The sequence below is a fragment of the Lysobacter sp. MMG2 genome, from assembly GCF_016735495.2.
In the GTDB taxonomy this organism is placed as follows: Bacteria; Pseudomonadota; Gammaproteobacteria; order Xanthomonadales; family Xanthomonadaceae; genus Lysobacter_J.
The window spans coordinates 69308-88853 of sequence record NZ_JAERQY020000005.1 but is presented as its reverse complement, the minus strand read 5'-3'; the positions used below and the strand labels follow the sequence as shown (position 1 = coordinate 88853).

12 protein-coding genes are annotated in these 19546 nt (G+C 68.3%); 7 read left to right on the top strand and 5 right to left on the bottom strand.

Going from position 1 to position 19546, the window contains the following annotated elements; all coding sequences use genetic code 11:
• Positions 1-26: 26 nt before the first annotated feature.
• Both JI752_RS16820 and JI752_RS16815 read right to left on the bottom strand, forming a co-directional pair.
• Positions 27-1853 (bottom strand): monovalent cation:proton antiporter-2 (CPA2) family protein, encoded by a 1827-nt coding sequence (locus JI752_RS16820; protein WP_216966279.1) that lies wholly within the window; start codon positions 1851-1853, stop codon positions 27-29.
• 147 nt (positions 1854-2000) lie between these two features.
• Positions 2001-3161 (bottom strand): L-dopachrome tautomerase-related protein, encoded by a 1161-nt coding sequence (locus tag JI752_RS16815; RefSeq protein WP_216966277.1) that lies wholly within the window; start codon positions 3159-3161, stop codon positions 2001-2003.
• 257 nt (positions 3162-3418) lie between these two features.
• Between JI752_RS16815 and JI752_RS16810 the strand changes: the two genes are divergently transcribed.
• The 5 genes from JI752_RS16810 (at position 3419) to JI752_RS16790 (ending at position 8201) form a co-directional block, all read left to right on the top strand.
• The gene (locus JI752_RS16810) at positions 3419-3802 is read left to right on the top strand and encodes a putative quinol monooxygenase (protein WP_216966275.1); all 384 of its coding nucleotides are present in this window, start codon (positions 3419-3421) and stop codon (positions 3800-3802) included.
• Positions 3799-4665 carry a VOC family protein gene (locus JI752_RS16805; RefSeq protein WP_216966273.1) on the top strand — a complete coding sequence of 289 codons (867 nt, stop codon included), beginning with the start codon at positions 3799-3801 and terminating at the stop codon, positions 4663-4665. The genes JI752_RS16810 and JI752_RS16805 overlap by 4 nt, the downstream gene beginning before the upstream one ends.
• A 215-nt stretch (positions 4666-4880) precedes the next feature.
• On the top strand, positions 4881-5360 hold the full coding sequence (locus JI752_RS16800) for a (2Fe-2S)-binding protein (RefSeq protein ID WP_254201083.1): 480 nt from the start codon (positions 4881-4883) through the stop codon (positions 5358-5360).
• Positions 5357-7567 (top strand): molybdopterin cofactor-binding domain-containing protein, encoded by a 2211-nt coding sequence (locus tag JI752_RS16795; protein WP_216966272.1) that lies wholly within the window; start codon positions 5357-5359, stop codon positions 7565-7567. The genes JI752_RS16800 and JI752_RS16795 overlap by 4 nt, the downstream gene beginning before the upstream one ends.
• Positions 7557-8201 (top strand): hypothetical protein, encoded by a 645-nt coding sequence (locus tag JI752_RS16790; RefSeq protein ID WP_216966271.1) that lies wholly within the window; start codon positions 7557-7559, stop codon positions 8199-8201. The genes JI752_RS16795 and JI752_RS16790 overlap by 11 nt, the downstream gene beginning before the upstream one ends.
• Positions 8202-8615: 414 nt before the next feature.
• On the opposite strand, the gene JI752_RS16785 is transcribed toward JI752_RS16790, so the two are convergent.
• Positions 8616-10607, bottom strand: coding sequence for a ferritin-like domain-containing protein (locus JI752_RS16785; RefSeq protein ID WP_216966269.1), 1992 nt, complete (start codon positions 10605-10607; stop codon positions 8616-8618).
• A gap of 323 nt (positions 10608-10930) precedes the next feature.
• Between JI752_RS16785 and JI752_RS16780 the strand changes: the two genes are divergently transcribed.
• Together JI752_RS16780 and JI752_RS16775 are read left to right on the top strand one after the other, a co-directional pair.
• Positions 10931-13630 (top strand): winged helix-turn-helix domain-containing protein, encoded by a 2700-nt coding sequence (locus tag JI752_RS16780; protein ID WP_216966267.1) that lies wholly within the window; start codon positions 10931-10933, stop codon positions 13628-13630.
• A gap of 185 nt (positions 13631-13815) precedes the next feature.
• The gene (locus JI752_RS16775) at positions 13816-15033 is read left to right on the top strand and encodes a benzoate/H(+) symporter BenE family transporter (RefSeq protein WP_216966265.1); all 1218 of its coding nucleotides are present in this window, start codon (positions 13816-13818) and stop codon (positions 15031-15033) included.
• Positions 15034-15045: 12 nt separating this feature from the next.
• On the opposite strand, the gene JI752_RS16770 is transcribed toward JI752_RS16775, so the two are convergent.
• Together JI752_RS16770 and JI752_RS16765 are read right to left on the bottom strand one after the other, a co-directional pair.
• Positions 15046-17445 (bottom strand): catalase, encoded by a 2400-nt coding sequence (locus JI752_RS16770; protein WP_254201080.1) that lies wholly within the window; start codon positions 17443-17445, stop codon positions 15046-15048.
• Between the two features lie 389 nt (positions 17446-17834).
• Positions 17835-19541 carry an alpha/beta fold hydrolase gene (locus JI752_RS16765; protein ID WP_216966263.1) on the bottom strand — a complete coding sequence of 569 codons (1707 nt, stop codon included), beginning with the start codon at positions 19539-19541 and terminating at the stop codon, positions 17835-17837.
• Positions 19542-19546: the final 5 nt, after the last annotated feature.

Here is a 19546-nt window from a genome sequence, read left to right as displayed (position 1 = left end):
GCGCGGGTTGGCGTGAAGGTCGCGGCCTAGGTCCTGGCGCGGGTCGCGACCTCCGCGGCCTCGTTCAGCGCACGGCTTTCGCGTCGCGGCGGTGTCAGCGGCGTGGGTTGCGGCTTGCTGAAACTCATGACCGCGCCGCTGACCCAGTCGCCGCCGGCCAGCTCGTAGGCAAAGCGATCGGCATCGCGAACGCGCACATCGCGGGCGATGCGCTCGGCATCGGTTGGCGTGAGGCCCAGTTCGCGAAGCATCAACGTGCCGAAGGCCAACGCGGACTCGAACGTCTCGCGCACATGCAGCGTGACGCCTTCGCCGGCCAGGTGCCAGGCGTGCTCGCGGTCGTAGGCACGCACCATGAGCGAAGCCTGCGGGAACTGCGCCTTGCACAGGTCCACGATGTCGTTCGCCGCCTGGCAATCGTCCACGCACACCGCGATCACCCTGGCGTGATCGGCGCCGGCGGCCTGCAGCACGTCCAGTCGCGTGCCGTCGCCGTAGTAGATCTTGAAGCCGAAATCCGACGCGGCCTGGATCATCTCCACGTCGGTGTCGATGATGGTGACGTCCACGTCGCGCGCCAGCAGCGACTGGCTGACGACCTGGCCGAACCGGCCGAAGCCGATCATCAGCGCGCTGCCGGACAGGCCGACGGCGCGGTCGAGCCCGGCCAGCACCTGCGGCCGGCATGCGGGCACCAGGCGTCGCACCAGCAGCGTCACCAGCGGCGTCAGCGCCATGGACAGCACGACGATCGCGGTGAGTCTCGCGTTCGCCTGCGTAGCGATGACCCCCGCATGGGCGGCCGTGGCGTACAGGACGAAGGCGAATTCGCCGCCCTGGGCCATCAACGATGCGCGATCCATCGCCTCGCCATGGCCGCTGCGCAACACGCGCGCGACCAGGTAGATGCACACGCCCTTGGTCGCCATCATCGCCAGCACGCCGGTGACGACGATGCGCCAGTCCGCGCGCACGACCGACAGGTCCAGCGCCATGCCCACGCCGAGGAAGAACAGGCCGAGCAGGATGCCGCGGAAGGGTTCGATGTCGGCTTCGAGTTGATGTCGGAAACTGGACTCCGCCAGCAGCACGCCGGCGATGAACGCGCCCATGGCCATCGACAGACCGCCGGCCTGCATCAGCAACGCGGCGCCGAGCACCACCAGCAGCGCGCCCGCGGTGAGCACCTCGCGCGCGCGGCTGCCGGCGAGGATGCGGAACAGGGGATTGAGCAGCCAGCGTCCGGCTGCGAGCAACGCCAGCAGCGCGGCCACGCCGCCGAGTATCGACACCCAGCGCGGCGACGCGTCGGCCGTCTCGTGCGCCGGCGCCATCCACGCCACCATCGCCAGCAGCGGAACGATGAGCAGGTCTTCCAGCAACAACACCGACACGATGCGCTGGCCGTTGGGCCGCGCCAGGTCGCCGCGCTCCGACAGCAGCTGCATCACGATGGCGGTGGAGGTGAGCACGAAGCCCATCGCGCCGATGAAGGCCACGGTGAACGGCCAGCCCAATGCCATGCCGACGGCGGTGAGCGCGACCGAGCAGGTGACGATCTGCAGCGTTCCCAGGCCGAAGATGTCGCGACGCAGGCTCCACAGGTGCGAGGGGCGCATCTCCAGCCCCACGACGAACAGGAACATCACCACGCCCAGTTCCGCGATGTGGAGGATCGCCTCCGGTTCGGTGAACCAGGCCAGGCCGAAAGGCCCCACGATCAGGCCCGCGACCAGATAGCCCAGCACGGAGCCCAGTCCCAGCCTTCGGAACAGCGGCACCATGATGACCGCGGCGCCGAGCAGGGTGACCGCCTGGATCAGCGGGTCGTTCGTCGTCGATTCCAGTGCCATGACTTCCTCCGTGGTGGCGCCCGGGCCGCGCGGGGAGGGCGCGCATGCATCATCGCGTGCGATGCGTCGTGGCGTCGTCGCCGCGCGTCGGAGGGCCGCGTGCGCAGGTGATGCGGCACGCGGCGGGAGGAACCGGCTCGTCGTCGATCAGCGCCCGGGCAGCCCGCGCGTGCCCGTCCACACGCGGGCGATCAGGTACGGCGGCACGCCGCGATCCTCCGCGCCGGTGAAGATCGGATTGCGGTGCAGCTGGTTCACCGCCACGTACAGCCACGAGTCCTGGCCGAAGTGCGCGTTGTCCGTCCACAGGAAACGCGCGTCGCGCACCAGCGGCCGCAACGTGCCGTCGCGGGTCAGCATGTCGACGCCGTTGTCGGGCAGGTTGGTGATGAAGTGGTTGCCGTCCGCATCCGTCGCGGCGCCATCGGACAAGGGCTTGGGGCCCACGCGCGCGATGGCGTTTCCGATCGCCTCGTCGCTGGCGCCTTCGCGGAACAGGCGCGCGGGAACCGAGAACCAGCTGGTGCCGTTCATCGAACCGAAGAAGACCGTCTCGCCATCGGCCGACAGCGTGATCGGATTGATGCCCACGCGCGCCGGGCCCATCACGCCGTTCGCGCCGGGGAAAAGCAGGGGTTTGCCTTCGACCACCAGTTCCACGTCCTCGGCCTGCAGCGATGGATGCCCGCTGAAACGCCGCGCGGTTCCCTTGCCGGTGTCGACCACGACGATGGCCGGATCCGGCCCGCAATCGGCGACGTACACGAAGCCGCGTTCTCCATCCACTGCGAGGTCCTGGAGGATCTGGCCCGCGGGTGCGGCCTTCTTGTCGAAATCGTGGCGGAAGGCGAGCTTGCGCGACGCGATGTCGAACGCCAGCAGCTTCGGCGGCTGCGGCTTGTCCATCCAGTTGCCGTGATCGATCACCCACAGCCGATCCTGCCCGTCGATGACCACGCCGTGCGGCGTGTTGAGGACGTCCTTGCCCGAGCCGGGCTTCGCGTTCCAGGCATCGTCCGGGAACGGCGCGTAGGTGCTGCGCCCGGTCACCTCGATCAGCTGCACCGGACCGCGCCGCATGCCGTGCACGCTGGCGAAGGTGCGGCCGTCCTTGGAGACCGTGACGTTGCCCGGCGTGATGTCGAGCGCGGCGACGATCTCGACCTGGCCGACCGTGGGCGTCGCGGCCGGGGCAGGGGGCAGGTCCGAGGCCGTCATCGGCGCCTGTGCGGGCGCGGGTGTGTCCTGGCCGGAGCAGGCGCACACGGTGAGGGCGGCGGAAAGGATGCATGCACGTGCGGTCGTCATCGCCGGTTCCTCGCGGTCGTGTCGTCGGATCGAGGCTACGCCCGCGCGCGAAGGCCGACGCGTTAAGTCTTGGCAAGCGCGGTTAAGCCGTCGCATCGCGCCGTTGCCGGCGCAGCCGGGTGCGGGCCGGTGCTAACGGGAATTCACGAGGATTTACTTTCCTGTCTGCGCGCGGCCGGGGAAGACTGGTGACAGGGCGATATCGAGCGGATCGTTCGACCCGCCGCATCCGCCGCAGTGCGCGTGGTGCCCGACCCATGAAACTCGACGACTGGTTTGGCGGAGCGAATATCGTGGAAGCCCGCGCGAAGATCGTGGCGATCCTGACGGCGAAGCCCGGGCAGGCGCGCGCACTGGAAGAATTGCTGCGCGGCATGGTGGCCCCCAGTCGCGCCGAGCCCGGCAACCTGCGCTGGGACATCTGGCAGGATTCCGCCGAACCCGGGCGCTTCGTCCTCGATGAGCTCTACCGCGATCAGGCCGCCGTGGCGGCGCACCGCGGCACCGCGCACTTCCAGCACTACCTGGCCGTGATCGACACGCTGGCGCAACGCCAGGCCCACGTGGTGCTTCCCTTCGTTGTCGCCGACCTCGTGCCGGCCCCTTCGACCCGCGAGCCCAAGCCCGGAGACGCCACATGAAAACAGGTTCGCAACCGCATCCGACCGACGCCGGCCCCATCGACACGGGACGCCGCGAGGTCGTGCTCGGTGCCGGCACGGCCGTGCTCGCGGGCCTGGCGGCCTCGGCGATGCCGCTCGCGGCCGCCGCCCAGGCCGATGCCGGTGCGCCGCTTGCGGCGGGTTCGTTGGGTGCGAGGTTGCAGGGCGTCCAGCATTTCGGCCTGACGGTGCAGAACATGGAGCGCGCCTACGCGTTCTACACGCAGGTGCTCGGCGGCACGGAAGTGATGCGCGACGGCGACTTCCAGGGAGAACGCATCCACAACACGCTGCTCACCGACGAGGACATCCTCGCGCGCGAGCGCGGCGTCAATCCGCGCACGCGCGGCATTCCCGACCTGCGCGGCGGTGCGCAACGGCTGGACGTGCGCTTCATCCAGTTCGACAACGTCGTCATCGAGTTGCTGCAGTACCGCGACTCGGACCAGCCGATGGGACGCGGCAACAGCTTCGCCGACCCGCGCGAGCTGATGAGCCCGGCGTTCCCGCGATCGATGCACATCTGCTTCTACCTGCGCGACGACGTCGACTTCAACGTTTTCATCCGCGACCTGGAAGCCGAGTGCGCGCGTCGCGGCATGACGCAAGTGAAGGCCAACCGCGTCATCACCGTCACCACCGAGCAGCAGCGCCGGGCCGCGCCGCTGGATGCCAATTCCAACCGCATCACCCAGGGACAGTCCGACGGATGGTCGCTGATCTACTGCAAGGGTCCGGAGGGCGAGCAACTGGAGTTCGTGCAGGCGCTGGGGCCGGTGAAGCGGACGTTCCAGGAGGCCTTGCAGGCACGACAGAGAAAGGTCTCGGGCAGCAGCGGCTGAGGCGTGGCGCCGCGCGCACGCGCGTGGCGGTGGAAGAGGCGGCAGGTGGGCGGAATGCGCGACGATCGGGCGATCTTTCCGCAATCCCGTGCCAGCGCCCACGCGGTCCCGGCTGCTACGTTGCCGGTGGGTTGCAGATCGTTTTTCCATGGACGGTCACCTGGTGCTCGCTGCGATGACTTCGCGGCCGGCGCCGTTGCCAGCGAGAGATTCCGATGCCAGCAACGATCATGGTCAATGGGGTGCGGCACACGGTGGATGTCGACGACGACACCCCGTTGCTGTGGGTGCTGCGCGACGTGCTGCACCTGACGGGCACCAAATTCGGTTGCGGTGTCGCCCTGTGCGGCGCCTGCACGGTGCACATCGATGGCGTGCCGCGCCGATCGTGCATCACGCCGATCGCCGCCGTCGGCGATTCGCAGGTACGCACCATCGAGGCGCTGCATGAAGTGCCGGTCGGACGCGCGTTGCAGAAGGCGTGGCTCGACAACGAAGTCGTCCAGTGCGGGTACTGCCAGTCCGGGCAGCTCATGTCGGCGGCCGCGCTGCTGGCCGGCAATGCCGCGCCCAGTGACGACGACATCGACGGCATCATGAGCGGCAACATCTGCCGCTGCGGCACGTACGAGCGCATCCGCGGCGCCATCAAGCTGGCGGCCCGGCAGGTGGGCGGACGGGGAGACGCGTCATGAGCGCCGATTCCCGCGACGAAACCCTCGCGACGGCATTGGGCGGAATCCGCCAGTCGCGGCGTGCGTTCCTGCAGACGGTCGCCGCGGTCGGCGGCAGCCTCGTGGTGGGTTTCCAACTCGGCGGCCCCACGCAGGCGGCCGCCGCGCGCGCCGGCAAAGGCGCCAAACCGTGGAGCGCGAACGCGTTCATCCGCATCGCCCCCGACGGCGCGGTGACGCTGGTCGTGCCGTACGTGGAAATGGGCCAGGGTGCGTACACCTCGCAGGCGCAGCTGCTGGCCGAGGAACTCGATGTCGGTCTGGATCAGGTGAAGGTGGAACCCGCACCGCCGGACGAGACGCTCTACAGCCATCCCGTGTTCGGCGGGCAGGTCACCGGCGGTTCGGCCTCGCTGCCGGGAAGCTGGGCGACGTTGCGGCAGGCCGGCGCGGACACGCGTGCATTGCTGGTGGCCGCCGCCGCCAAGCGATGGAACGCGCAGCCCTCCGAGCTGCGCACCGAACACGGCCAGGTCATCCACACGGGCAACAACCAGCGACTGGGCTACGGCGAACTGGTGGCCGCCGCGGCGACACTTCCGGCGCCGGCGCAGAAGGCGCCGTTGAAGCCGCTGTCCGAATACAAGCTGGTGGGCCATTCGGTGAAGCGTGTCGACACGCCCGCGAAGGTCAACGGCACGGCGAAGTTCGGCATCGATGCACTGCCGCAAGGCGTGCGCTACGCCGCCGTGCGCGCCACGCCGGTGTTCGACGGCAAGGTGGCCGGCGTGGACCAGGCGCCCGCGCTGGCGGTGCGCGGCGTGCGCCAGGTCGTGGTGCTGGACGATCTGGTGGCGGTGGTCGCCGACCACACCTGGGCGGCGCGCAAGGGTTTGGCGGCGCTGGACATCCGCTGGAACGAAGGCGCCAACGCCAACGTCGACACCGCCGCGCTGGTGGCGCAATGCGACGCCGCACTGGAGCGCGAGGGCGTGGTCGCGGTGAAAGTCGGCGATGTCGCCGCCGCGCGTCCCGCAAAACGCTACGAGGCGACGTTCCGCCAGCCCATGCTCGCGCACGCGACGATGGAGCCGATCAACTGCACCGCGCACGTGACGAAGGATCGCTGCGAGGTGTGGGTTGGCTGCCAGGTGCTGGGGCGCGCGCAAAAGCGCGCGTCCGAAGCCAGCGGTCTGCCGCTGGACAAGGTGATCGTGCACAACCATCTGCTCGGCGGCGGATTCGGCCGACGCCTGGAAGCCGACTACGTGCACCAGGCGGTGCGCATCGCCAAGCACGTGGACGCGCCGGTGAAGGTGATCTGGAGCCGCGAGGAAGACATCCAGCAGGATTACTTCCGCTATCACAACCACAGCCGCGTCTGGGTCGGCACCGATCGCGAGGGAATGCCGGTGAGCTTCCACCACCGCGTGGTCGGGCCGGCGATCATGGCGACGTTCCTGCCGATCTTCTTCAAGGACGGCGTCGACTTCGATGCGGTCAACGGCGCTGCCGGGCCGTACGACTTCGCCAACGCGCGCGTCGACTTCGTGCGCCAGGAACCGCCCACGGGCCTGCATGTGGGCAACTGGCGCGGCGTGGGCCATACGCGCAACGTGTTCGTGGTGGAGTCGGTGATCGACGACCTGGCGCAGCGCGCCGGCATCGATCCGGTGGAATACCGCAGGCGCCTGCTGGGCAAGAGCCCGCGTTCGCTCGCCGTGATGGAACTGGCCGCGCAGAAGGCCGGCTGGGGCCGCAAGCTCGAACGCGGGCAAGGACTGGGCATGTCGGTGCAGGACGGCTTCGGCAGCTTCCTGGCGACCGTGGCGCAAGTGCGCGTGGCGCCGGACGGAAAGTACAAGGTCGAGCGCGTGGTGTGCGCCATCGACTGCGGCGTGGCCGTGAACCCGGACATCGTGAAGGCGCAGCTGATGAGCGGCGTGGTGTACGGCCTGTCCGCCGTGCAGTACGGCAGGATCACCGTCGCACGCGGGCGCATCGTCGAAAGCAACTTCGACACCTATCCCGTGCTGCGCATGCGCGACACGCCACCGGTGGAAGTTCACATCGTGCCGAGCACGGCCGATCCGGGCGGCGTCGGCGAGCCGGGGACGTCGGGCATCTTCCCGGCCGTCACGAACGCGATCTTCCACGCCACCGGCAAGCGCGTGTTCGATCTTCCCATCGACACCGAATTGCTGAAAGGAGGCCGTCATGAAGCGTAATGCAGTCGTGGCCCTCGCGGCGGCATCGGGCGTGTTGCTGTGCGTGGCCGTCGCGTGGGCGCAGAACACGGCGCCGAAGGCCGCCACCTCCGGCGCCACCTTGAAGGCCGTGTCGGAGTTCGATTCGATCACCGATGAGCGCAAGCGCTCGGTCGCGCTGTTCGAGGAAGCGGGCAAGGTGTTGCAGCACCCTCGTTGCCTCAATTGCCATCCGGTGGAGCGTGCGCCCACGCAGGGCGATGACCTGCACGCGCACGTGCCCGAGGTGACCGGCGGACCCGACGACCACGGCCCGCCCGGCATGCCGTGCAGCAGTTGCCACGGCAAGGTGAACTCGATGACGTTGGGCGACACGCTGCGCAGCATTCCCGGCGATTCGCACTGGGCGCTGGCACCGGCGTCGATGGCCTGGCAGGGCAAGTCGATCGGCGAGATCTGCGAACAGCTGAAGGATCTCAAGCGCAACGGCAACCGCGACCTGGCGAAGATCAGCCATCACATGGGCACCGACACGCTGGTGGGATGGGCATGGAATCCAGGCTCCGGCCGAACGCCGGCGCCGGGCACGCAGAAGCAGTTCGGTGCGCTGATCGATGCGTGGATCGCCAGCGGAGCGGCATGTCCGAAGAGCTAGTTCGAAGAGTTCATCTGAAGAGCTCCGTCTGAAGAGCTCGGTTTGAAGAGCGTGGTTGCGATTGCCGTCCGTGGTCGGTGGCGCGCGGCCGATTCCACTGTCATCCCGGCGAAGGTCGGGATCCAGGCCCATTGCGTGTGGGCACTTCCTCTCCGGTAAACCAGCACACCGTCATTCCCGCGAAGGCGGGAATCCAGGGACTTTCCACGCTCCACCTTTGGGCATGCCAGCTGCAACAGCTTGGCCATCGCGATCCGCACGCCATCGGCAAGGCGTGAAACGTCCCTGGATTCCCGCTTTCGCGGGAATGACGGGGAGGGAGTTCACCCTGGCGTGAGTGCCCGCACGCTGCCGGCCTGGATCCCGGCCTTCGCCGGGATGACGGTAAGGGCGCTCAACAACGACCTGCGCATCTCACCCACTGCGAAAGCCATTGCGACGATGCGTGTTGTCGCAGAACGGCTTGTTCGACGACCCGCCGCAGCGGCACAGGCGCGCCGACGTCATGCGCCTGATCGTCCGCCCCGTGCCACAGCAGATTTCGACGTTCCCGTGGATGATGAGCGGGCCGTCCGTTTCCGGGTCGATGTTCAACGGCCCGTTGCGCGCGGGCAGGGCGGCCGATTCGATGCTGTCGGGTTCACCCGATGCGCGGAACTGCACGTCGTTGTGGCTGCCATCGCAGAAGGGCTTGCGCTTGGAGGCCCCGCAACGGCACAGCACGGCGCGCATGCCGATGGGCTCGCCGTCGAGCACGATCTGAGCGCGCACGCCCAGTGGGCCGTTCTCGCGCAGCTGGATCAGGTTCACCGGCGGCGGCGCTTCCTCCGCGCCGCCGTCGTGGCGACGGTAGCCGATGGCGCCGGACGGGCACATGTGCGCGACCGTCACCAAGTCCTCCGTCGTCGCCGCATCGGGATGGATCCAGGCGCCGGGCGTATTGGCGCGGAACACGCGCGGCAGTCCGAGCACGCAATGGCGCGCGTGGATGCATCGCGCTCCGTTGTAGACGATGTCGACCTGCGCACCGGCAATGATTTCCACGCCATCGGGCAGGCGCTGCGGCTGCGGCGCTTCGTTGGCCGCCACCGCGTGCTCCGGCGCGGCGACATTCGTGGGCGTGGCGCGCATCGCCGCTTCCTCGCGGCGGCACTGTTCGGCCTGCGCGGCCAGGCGCCGCGCGAGGCGTTCCGTGCCGGCACGCGTGACGTCCAGCAGCGACACGAGTTCGGGATGCTTCTGCATGATCCGCTCGCAACGACCGCTCATCTCGTGCAACCGCTCGACCAGCACGTCCACGCTGCCGGCTTCGCCCATCAGCGCGGCGGAGGAACGGATGGTGGCGAAGCTCAGTCCCGCGGTGGCCTGCGGCAGGGCAGGGTTGGCGGGCAGCGTGCCCAGCAGTGTCGCGACGGGCGTGAGCAGGTGCATCAGGTCGATGCCCGCGGCCACCAGCGCGATCTGCGACGGGCGGCCTACGTCGCCGTAGGCCAGCGACACGCAGCGCAGGCAGTGGTTGTACAGCGCGTTGCCCAGGTCCAGCAGCGCGGCCGCGGGTTCCTCGCTGATCCACAGCCGGCCTTCCGGCGTCGGCGGCGGGCGCATCACCGGGTTGTGCGCGCTCATCCGCGCGGGACGGAACGCCGGCCGCGCCTGCACGAGCGCGTCGAACTCGCGGCCGATGCGCAGGAACCGCTGGTAATGCGAGTCTTCGCTGCACGAGTCCGCGCCTTCGCCCTGGCGGACGATCGCGTCGATCGCCTCCAGCGCGGTGCGCAGGCAACGCACGGTCTTCAGGCCCGGCAACCGCGCCACGTCGCTGTCGAGCTGGTGTTCCGGATTGCCGACAAACAGCACCCGTTCGCCCATCGACTGGCTCAGGTGCGCCAGGCCCGCCGAGATGGAGTGGTACAGCTCGCCGACGGTGTCGTAATCGGTGCACACCGTCATCAGGCGGTCCATGCCGAGCGCGCGCGAATAACGCTGCGGCGGTTCGAAGCCTTCACCGTCCTGCACGTCGGCATCGTCGGGCCGCTCCAGGTAGATGAAGTGCGTGAGCGTCTGGCGGTTGAACGGGGCCAGCTTCACCACGACGCCGGACGGGTGGTAGCCGGGCGGGATCGGAAAGTTCTGGTGCACCAGGTGCGCCGGCGCGCCGAGCGCGGAGAGGATGTTGCACACGATGGCGAGGTGCCCCATCTCCTCGACCGAAACGGAGAGGATCTCCTGCCGCCAGCGCTGGACGGCCTGCAGCTCGGCCTCCGACAGGTCTTCGTCGGTGCGCTCCTTCAGGCTGAAGGCCGCATACAGGTAGCAGCACATCAGGTGGTGTTCGATCTCCGCGGCTTCGGCGAGCAGGGCCCACAGCTGTTCACGGGACTGCGGTACGGCGATCCGAGCGTCCAAGATCCCATCCTCCGTTGCGCGGCCTGACGGCCTGGGCGATCAATCGGGCACGATGCTACAAGCACGTGGAACGATTCTTCGAAAGTCTAGGCCGGAAGACGGCCACCGCAAGAATCAAATGCAGTCAAAGCCCGTGAAGGCGCGATGTCGCCGCGCGCCGCCGTGCTGCGGCATCGACGGTGCGCCATGCCTTCACGGGTTCTTTACCTGGTGCCACGAGCCGGTGGCAGACTGCGGTGATCCGCGCTGACGAGTGGAACGCCCCCCGCCGGCGATCGTCACCCGTCTCCTCGATTGCCGTGTGCCGTTGCGGGAGGTCCGGTATGAGCGAGACAACCGATTTCGGGCCGTTCCGCCTGTGCCCGGACAATCGCGTGCTGCAACGCGACGGCGCGGACGTCGTGCTGGGGAGCCGCGCGTTCGACATCCTCGTCGCGCTGGTCGCGGCCCGCGGCACGGTACTGACCCATCGCGAACTGATGGCGGTCGCCTGGCCCGGGATGGTCGTGGAGAGTTCGAACGTGCGCGTGCAGGTGGCCAACCTGCGCAAGGCGTTGGGCTGCGGGCGCGATGGCGTGCGCTACATCGGCAGTGTCGCCGGGCGCGGCTACTGCTTCGTGGCGCAGGCGCATGCGGCAGGCGTTGGGACGTCGTCGCCCGGCCCGTATGCGGCGAACGACGCCTGGCCTTCGTTCCATGCCGACCGAGCGCGACCGAACCTCCCCGCGCCGCTGCAACGCGCACTGGGCCGCGATGAATGCGTCGCCGAACTCTCGCAGCGCGTGCTCGATCACCGCCTGGTCACGGTGGTCGGCGCCGGCGGTGCGGGCAAGACGACCCTGGCGGTGCTGGTCGCGCACGCGGTGGATGCGTTCGACGATGCGGTGTTCTTCGTCGACCTGAGCACGGTGATGCGCGAGGACATGGTCCTGGAAGCGGTCGCGGCGTGCGTCGGATACCACCCGACCGGCCCCGTCCTGCTCGCCGGACTGGTGGAGGTGCTTTCCACACGCCCGACGCTGATCGTGCTGGACAACTGCGAGCATCTGATCGACGCCGTGGCGCGGCTGGTCACGCAGGTTCTCGCGCAATCGCAACGGGTGTCCTTCCTCAACACCAGCCGGGAAGCCCTGCGGGTCGATGGCGAGCATGTGTATTTGCTGCGTCCGCTGGCCTTTCCTCCGCACACGGGACGATTGACGGCAGGGCAGGCGCTTGCGTGGCCGGCGGTCCGGCTCTTCATGGACCGTGCTCGCGAGGGCGGCGCACCGTATGCGCTCGACAATCGCGATGCCGCGACCGTCGCCGCGATCTGCCGCCGCCTCGACGGCAATCCGCTGGCGATCGGCCTGGTCGCCAGTCGCGTTGGCACGTACGGCATTCACGGCGTGTCGGATCTGCTCGCCAACCAGTTGGCCTTGCACTGGCAGGGCCGTCGCAACGCCGTCCCGCGGCATCAGACAGTGGAAGCCATGATCGACTGGTCGCACGACCTGCTCCCGGAACGCGACCGCCAGGTGCTGTATCGCTTGTCGGTGTTCTCGGGGGCGTTCTCGATGGAGGCGGCGATCGATGTCGTGTCCGACGAAGTCATCCGCGCCCACCAGGCGAGCGAGGCGATCGGCGACCTGATCGACAAATCGCTCGTCAGCGTGAGCGCAGGCGAGGGCGGCACATGGATCCGGCTGTTGGAGACGACGCGCGCGTACGCCGCGGAGCGATTGGCCGACACCCGCGTCAGGGACGAGGTGGCGCGTCGGCACGCGGTTCACTACGCGGGGCGCCTGCAGCGCGGCGCGGCCGGAAACGCGGCGGAAGCGCCGCAAGCGTCGGACCTGGGCAACGTGCGCCTCGCGATGGAGTGGTGCTTCGCCGCGCACCATGATCTGACCTTGGGCGCGCAGATCAGCAGCCTCGCCACGCCCTGGCTGTTGGAACAGTCGCTGCTCGACGAGTGCAAGCGTTGCTGCGCGCGCGCCCTGGCCCTGCTGCCGGAGCCGCTGCGATCGAGCCGCGTCGAACTGACCCTGCTGGAGTCCCTCGCCATCGCCTGCTACACGATGGGCGACTACGAAGGCGAGATGACGTCGGTCGTCGAACGCGGGCTGGCAGTCAGCGCGTCGCTGGACGACGCAGGGGCCACGTTCCATCTGCTGGCGGGTCTGCACCTGGCGATGATGGCGAACGGCCGGTTCCCCGATTCGCTCGACGTCGCCGTGCGTTACGCGGCGCTGGCCGCCACCCGCGGCGGCCCGTGCGAAACCATCATCGCCGGCTGGATGGCCGGTTCGTCCCGGCATTATTCCGGCGATCAGATCGCGGCCGATGCGAACTTCGCCTCGAGTGCGCAGCTGCTCGTCCAGCAAGGGATGCGCCCGCTGCGGTACTTCGAGATGAAGGAGCAGGTCATCGCCGTCGCCAGCACGGCACGCGTCAAATGGCTGCGCGGATTCCCGTTGCAGGCCCTGGATGTGGCACGGCGCGTGATCGAAGATTCGCGGCGCCATCCGGACTCGCTCTACATCAGCGTCGTCCTGTGCTTCTCGATCCTGTTGCAGAACAAGCTGGACGATGAGGCCGAGCGCCTGATCCAGGATCTGGCGGACGTCGCCAACGAGTACAAGATGGGAACGCGCGTGCAGATGGCGCACTTCCTCACCGGGCGCGTCATGCTTCACCGAGGCCACGCCGAAGAAGCGGCCTGGCACCTGGGGCAATGCCTGGACATGCTGCCGCCGCCGAAGCTGACCGTCATCAGGACCGAGGCACTCCAGGCGATGGCCGAAGCGTTGCGGCAGCAGGAGGACGGGGCAGGGGCGCTGGCGGCGATAGACGAAGCGATCGCACTGGCGGAAACCACGGGCGGGCGTTTCAGCATCGCCGAGTTGCTCAGGACGAAGGCGGAAGTGCTGCAGATCCTGCCGGGCACGAAGCCCTCGCGCGTGGCGATGCTGCTGGCCCGGGCGAAGGATTGCGCACGCGAGCAGGGCGCGCTGGGCGGTGGGGCGTACGAAAGGTCATAACGGCCTTGCGTACCGTGGCGTCGCACGTCTTGGCGGCGACCGCTGGATTCGCCGGGCGCACCTGTGAGCGCTCTGGAACGTGCGCGGGACGCCCTGTAACGTTCGAGACTTCGACCGGCAGGCAGCCGCCACGAAGGACAGTTGCCGTGCCCGACATCGGATCACAACGAACGCGAAGGGCGACGATGAACACCACCACCACCGGGTCCACCTCGCGACACCTGCTGCGCGATCTTTCGCTGTCGGCGATCGCGGCCGGCTTCGTCACGGTGCTGGTGGGGTTCGCGAGTTCCGCGGTGATCGTGTTCCAGGCGGCGCAGTCGTTGGGCGCGACGCCGGCCCAGATCAGTTCGTGGATCTGGGCGCTGGGCCTGGGAATGGGGCTGACGTGCATCGGCTTGTCGCTTCGCTATCGGATGCCGGTGGTGACCGCCTGGTCCACGCCCGGTGCCGCGATGCTGATCGGCAGCGCCGCGGGGCTGCCGTTGTCCGACGCGGTCGGTGCGTTCGTCCTGTCTGCCTTGATGATCATGGCGGCCGGCTTTTCCGGCTTCTTCGAACGCATGATCAGCAGGATCCCGGTGTCGCTGGCGTCCGGCATGCTCGCCGGCGTCCTGCTTCGGTTCGGGCTGGACACGTTCGCCGCCCTGCGCTCGCAGGCGGGCATGGTGCTGGCGATGCTGGTGACCTACCTGCTGATGCGCAGGTACGCGCCACGCTATGCCGTGATCGCGACGCTGCTGGTCGGCATAGGCGTGGCGGGTGCGGCGGGCCTGTTGAACGTGCAGGGACTTTCGCTGGAAGTCGCGCGACCTGTGTTCGTCGTGCCGACGCTGTCGATCGCGGCGATCGCAGGCATTGCGCTCCCGCTCTTCATCGTGACGATGGCCTCGCAGAATGTGCCCGGTGTCGCGGTGATCCGTGCGGCGGGATACCCGATTCCGATCTCGCCCGTCATCGGCTGGACGGGCGTGGCGAACCTGTTGCTGGCGCCGTTTGGCGGGTTTGCGCTCAACCTGGCGGCGATCACCGCCGCCATCTGCATGGGCGAAGAGGCGCATGAAGATCCCGCACGTCGCTACACGGCGGCCGTGGCCGCGGGGGCGTTCTACATCGTGGTCGGCCTGTTCGGTGCCACGGTGGTGGCGTTGTTCGCGGCGTTTCCCAAGGAACTGATCGTGGCCATCGCCGGCATTGCGTTGCTGGGCACGCTCGGCAGCAGCCTGGCCGCGGCACTGCGCGAGGAATCCGAACGCGAGGCTGCGCTGGTGACGTTCCTGGTCACGGCATCGGGCCTGTCGCTATGGGGCGTCGGCTCGGCCTTCTGGGGCGTCGTGGCGGGCGTCGTTACGTTGTTTGCTTTGACCAGGCGCAATGCTGCCAACAACGCAGGCAAGAAGTAGCGCTGCGACGCCTCACACCATGGGCGGGTCGGACTCGCGTACCCAAAGCCGATGCTGCGACAGCGCGTCGATGAAGGCGGCGATGCTTTCGTCGTCGGCGTCATCGGCCTGCACGATGCCCGGGTCGTCGCTGCCGTCGGGCAGTACGGCCGAGGCGCCGGCGCCTTCCAGCAGCGCGCTGGAAGCGCCCAGTGCCAGGATCGGCTTGCAATGGCGGTACTGCTCCTTGATGAACTCCGCCGCGCGTCCATCCAGCGCCAGCGCCTTCACGGCCTCGGCACCGTCGGGAAGGACGAGTGCGTCGAACAGCGGCCCGGGCTCATTCTCCAGCGATGCGTGCGCTTGCAACTGCTTGCCTTCGCGCGTGGTGAACGGACCGACGCGCTGACCGACCAGGCGCGGCACCGCGCCCGCTTCCATCAACGCATCGCGCACTGCGGACAGCGCGGCGCCGTCCACACCATCGCGAACCATCAGCGCGACCTTGCGTGTGCGGATGCTTCCATCGCCCGGGTGCGACAGCAGCGACAGCGCGGACGACTGGCGCACTTCAGGACGAGGCACCCGTCCGATGGCGCGGGGTGCGGCTTCCACGTCGCCGATGCCGAGACCGTCGGCCACCTCGCTCGCCAATTCGACCGACACGTTCATGAGCTGCGACAGCATGCGCTCGCGGATGGCGGGCACCGTGACCTTGCTGAGCTCGAACCGGAAGGCCGCGGCGATGTGTGCCTTCTCTGTGTCGCTCTGGCTTTCGTAGAACAGCGTGGCCTGGTTGAAATGCTCGGCGAACTTTTCCGGGCGGCCGCGCAGTTCCTCGGCACGTATCGGCTCGGGAAACGCGACGAATCCCGCCGCACCGGCCTGGAACGGGCAACCGCCGCCCAGGCTGTTGGGCTCGTAGGCCACGCGTCCGCGATGGATGGCCTGACGATGCAAGCCGTCGCGCTGGTTGTTGTGCACCGGCGCGATGGGCGCGTTGATCGGAATCTCGTGGAAGTTCGGGCCGCCCAGACGCGACAGCTGCGTATCGACGTAAGAATGGATGCGCCCGGCGAGCAACGGATCGTTGGTGAAATCGATGCCCGGCACCACATGCGCGGTGCAAAACGCCACCTGTTCGGTCTCCGCAAAGAAGTTGTCCGGATTGCGGTTCAGCACCAGGCGACCGATCGGCTCCACCGGCACCAGTTCCTCCGGCACGATCTTGGTCGCGTCGAGCACGTCGAAACTGAACTTGTTGGCCTGCTCTTCGGTGAACACCTGGACACCGAGTTCCCATTCGGGAAACTCGCCGGCCTCGATCGCTTCCCACAGGTCGCGCCGGTGGTAGTCGGGATCCGCGCCGGAAATCTTGACCGCTTCGTCCCACGCCAGCGAATGCGTGCCCAGGCGCGGCGTCCAGTGGAACTTCACCAGCCGTGATTCGCCCGCCTCGTTGACGAAGCGGAAGGTATGCACGCCGAAACCCTGCATCATGCGGAAGCTGCGAGGGATGCCGCGGTCGGACATCACCCACATCAGCATGTGGGTCGATTCGGGCATCAGCGACACGAAATCCCAGAAGGTGTCGTGCGCCGAGGCTGCCTGCGGCATGCCGTGGTGCGGCTCGGGTTTGACGGCGTGCACCAGGTCCGGGAACTTCATCGCGTCCTGTATGAAGAAGATCGGGATGTTGTTGCCCACCAGGTCCCAGTTGCCTTCGTCGGTGTAGAACTTCACCGCGAAGCCGCGCACGTCACGCGCGGTGTCCTTCGATCCGCGTGCCCCCTGCACGGTGGAGAAACGCACGAACACCGGCGTGACCTTGCCATCGTCCTGGAAGGGCGCGGCGCGGGTGAGCCTGCGCAAGGATCGGTAGCACTCGAAGTAGCCATGCGCACCGGAACCGCGTGCGTGGACGATGCGTTCCGGGATGCGCTCGTGATCGAAGTGCGTGATCTTCTCGCGCAGGATGAAATCCTTGAGCAGCGCAGGACCGCGGAGTCCGGCCTTCAGCGAGTCCTGGTTCTGCGCAATGGGCACGCCCTGGTTGGTGGTCAGTCGCTGTCCACCGCCGTCGACGCGGACGCGTTCGAGTGGGCCGGTCGTGGGACTGGCTCCGGCGGTAGGCGGGTGACCGGCTTTCGCCGAAGGCTGCGACTCGCTCAGCGTGCTGGCGCCTACGAGTGGCGACGTCGCGACGTGCTCGCCTTCGGGCGGGTCGAGCGCGTTGTCGCGGCCATACTCGGCGGGCTTGGTGGCGTTGTGCGGGAACGCCGAAGCCGTGGCTTGCGCCTCCTGCTCCTGTCGCGCCATGGCGCCGTCGGCATGGCGGTCGGCGTTACGCCGCACGGAACGACTGCCGGTCTTCTTCGCGCCGGTCTTGCGTCCGGTGGTCTTGCTGGCGGCGGGCTTCTTTCGGCTGGCCATGGCGGTCCTCGTGGCGTGTGGGGCGGGCACGGGCCAGGGAGTGCACAAAGCGGATCGCTGGCTATTTCCCAGCCTGAGGTGCGGCTAGTGCACGTGATGTCGTTTCATGGGACGCGTCGTTCATGTAGGCGAAGACGGCGTCACGCCGCGCGCGCAACGCGAAGGCGCTGCGTTGATCGCCGCCGCGTTCTGCTTGCGTCGCCGCTCGTGAACAGGGCACCGTGATGGCGCTCCCATCGTGGCAGTTGCAGGTTGTCTATGCGCTCTACCTGGTGTGGTGGGTTGCCGGCTACGTCGATATCGCCTGCCATCGGCGATCGGACCATCCGCACACCGCGGGACCGCCCCGTCGGATGCGGCGAAGGCAGACAGTGGCCCTGGCCGCGTGCTCAGGGGAGCTGCGCCGAAGTGCTCGCTGTTCCAGCGAGGTCTTCGCGCAGGATGCGGACGACTTCCGCGATCGCCTCCGGATGGGCGTAGATGTCGTGCCCGGACTCCACGACCAGCGTGGATGACGCGCCGGGAAGCATTGCGCTGGCCAGTGGCACCACGCCGTCGCCTTCCGGCATGCGCATCGGCAAGCGGCCGGCGATGGTGTGGTACGCAATGCCGGCCACCGGCAACAGGCGCTCGCTGGCGCGCCGCACTGGCTGCGCCGCCTGCAATGTCGAGATGCTGGTGATCCTGCCTTGCTGGTAGCTGGAGCGCAGTTCGATCCTGACGACCTCCGGATGTTCGCGCGCGATGCGCCTGATTGCCTGGATCTCGGGCGGCGGCTCTCCCGCCAGGCCTTTGACGAGCCGGGCGTACCACCGGTCCGCCAATGGACTGCCGTGATGAGGCGCGGCCAGGAAGATCGCGCGGGAAACACCGGGATAGGGCGAGAACACGAGCAGGCTCGCGACCGCGGCGACATCGCCCGCGTCGCCGGGCATGGCCTCTGGCCTCACCGAGAACGCCGTCGACCAGAGCGTGTCGCCGGTTTCCACCGAAAGCAGCCGCGATAGAACGCCGCCCATGCTGTGTCCGATCAGGACCGCGCCGTGTCGTGCCGGATCGTTCCCGTCCGGGTCGACGATGGCCCATGCGGCGTCGAGATAGCCGGAGATGCGGCGGCGCGCGACGAACAAGGGTTCGTCCGTCGAGTAGACCAGGTACCAGATCTGAAAGTGTCGACGTAGCTCCGCATCGCCCCAGATCGCGTTGGCCATGCCGCTCCAGGACAAGGGGCTGCTGCCCAGGCCGTGCACCATGATCAGCGGGCGCTTGTCGGGGTCGTAGTCTTCCATCAGGTACACGCCGGCGCGGCGCGCGACTTCGCCGCCACCGATGAGGCCGAACAGTCCCAGGCGCCCGATCGGAGAGGACCCCATGACATGCGCGTACGCCGCCGATGTGTCTTCGGCTAGCGGCACCTGCGTGCTTCCGATCGTGGCCGTGGTGGCGTGCAACGGATCGGCGATGACGAGCCGCGCGTCGGCCTGCGCATCCGGTTCGATCCATGCGGTGGCCGGCCGGAATACGCCCGAGAACGGCAGCAGCTTGCACATCGGGCGATCACGGCAGCGCGGGCTCACGACCACGACGGGAATGCCCAGGCCCGCGCGCGTGTAGCGCGTGCCTCCGTAGATGCGCATGGACACGTCTGCAGCCCGGACGACGCGGACGGACTTGTCCAGGTAAGCCGATAGACCCCGGAACTCGACCTGTACCGTTCGGCCGTGAATCCGTTCCCGGCCCGCTCGCCAAGCGCGCTGATCCTGCAACGCGGCGACCAGCCACGCGTCGGTGCAGGTGTTGGCCAGCGTCAAGGAGCGCGCGACATCGCTGTCCGCCTGCAACGCCGCATAGGCCAGACGCGAACACTCCAGCCACAGGATCGACGCTTGCCTTGTCGAGGCGCGTGGCGCTCGCTGGGCATGGTCGCTCGCCATGTCGAGCGCCTGCGTTGGCGTCGCAGTGTCCGGGGATGCTCCGCCCGGTCCGGCCTTCGCACCGTGTGCGCTTTCGAAGAACAGCGCGAGCGCGAGGACACCGATGCCTCCTGCGCGCGCGAGCCTTTCAGCGATGAAAGGTCTCCGGCCGACGCCAGTCATGCGGC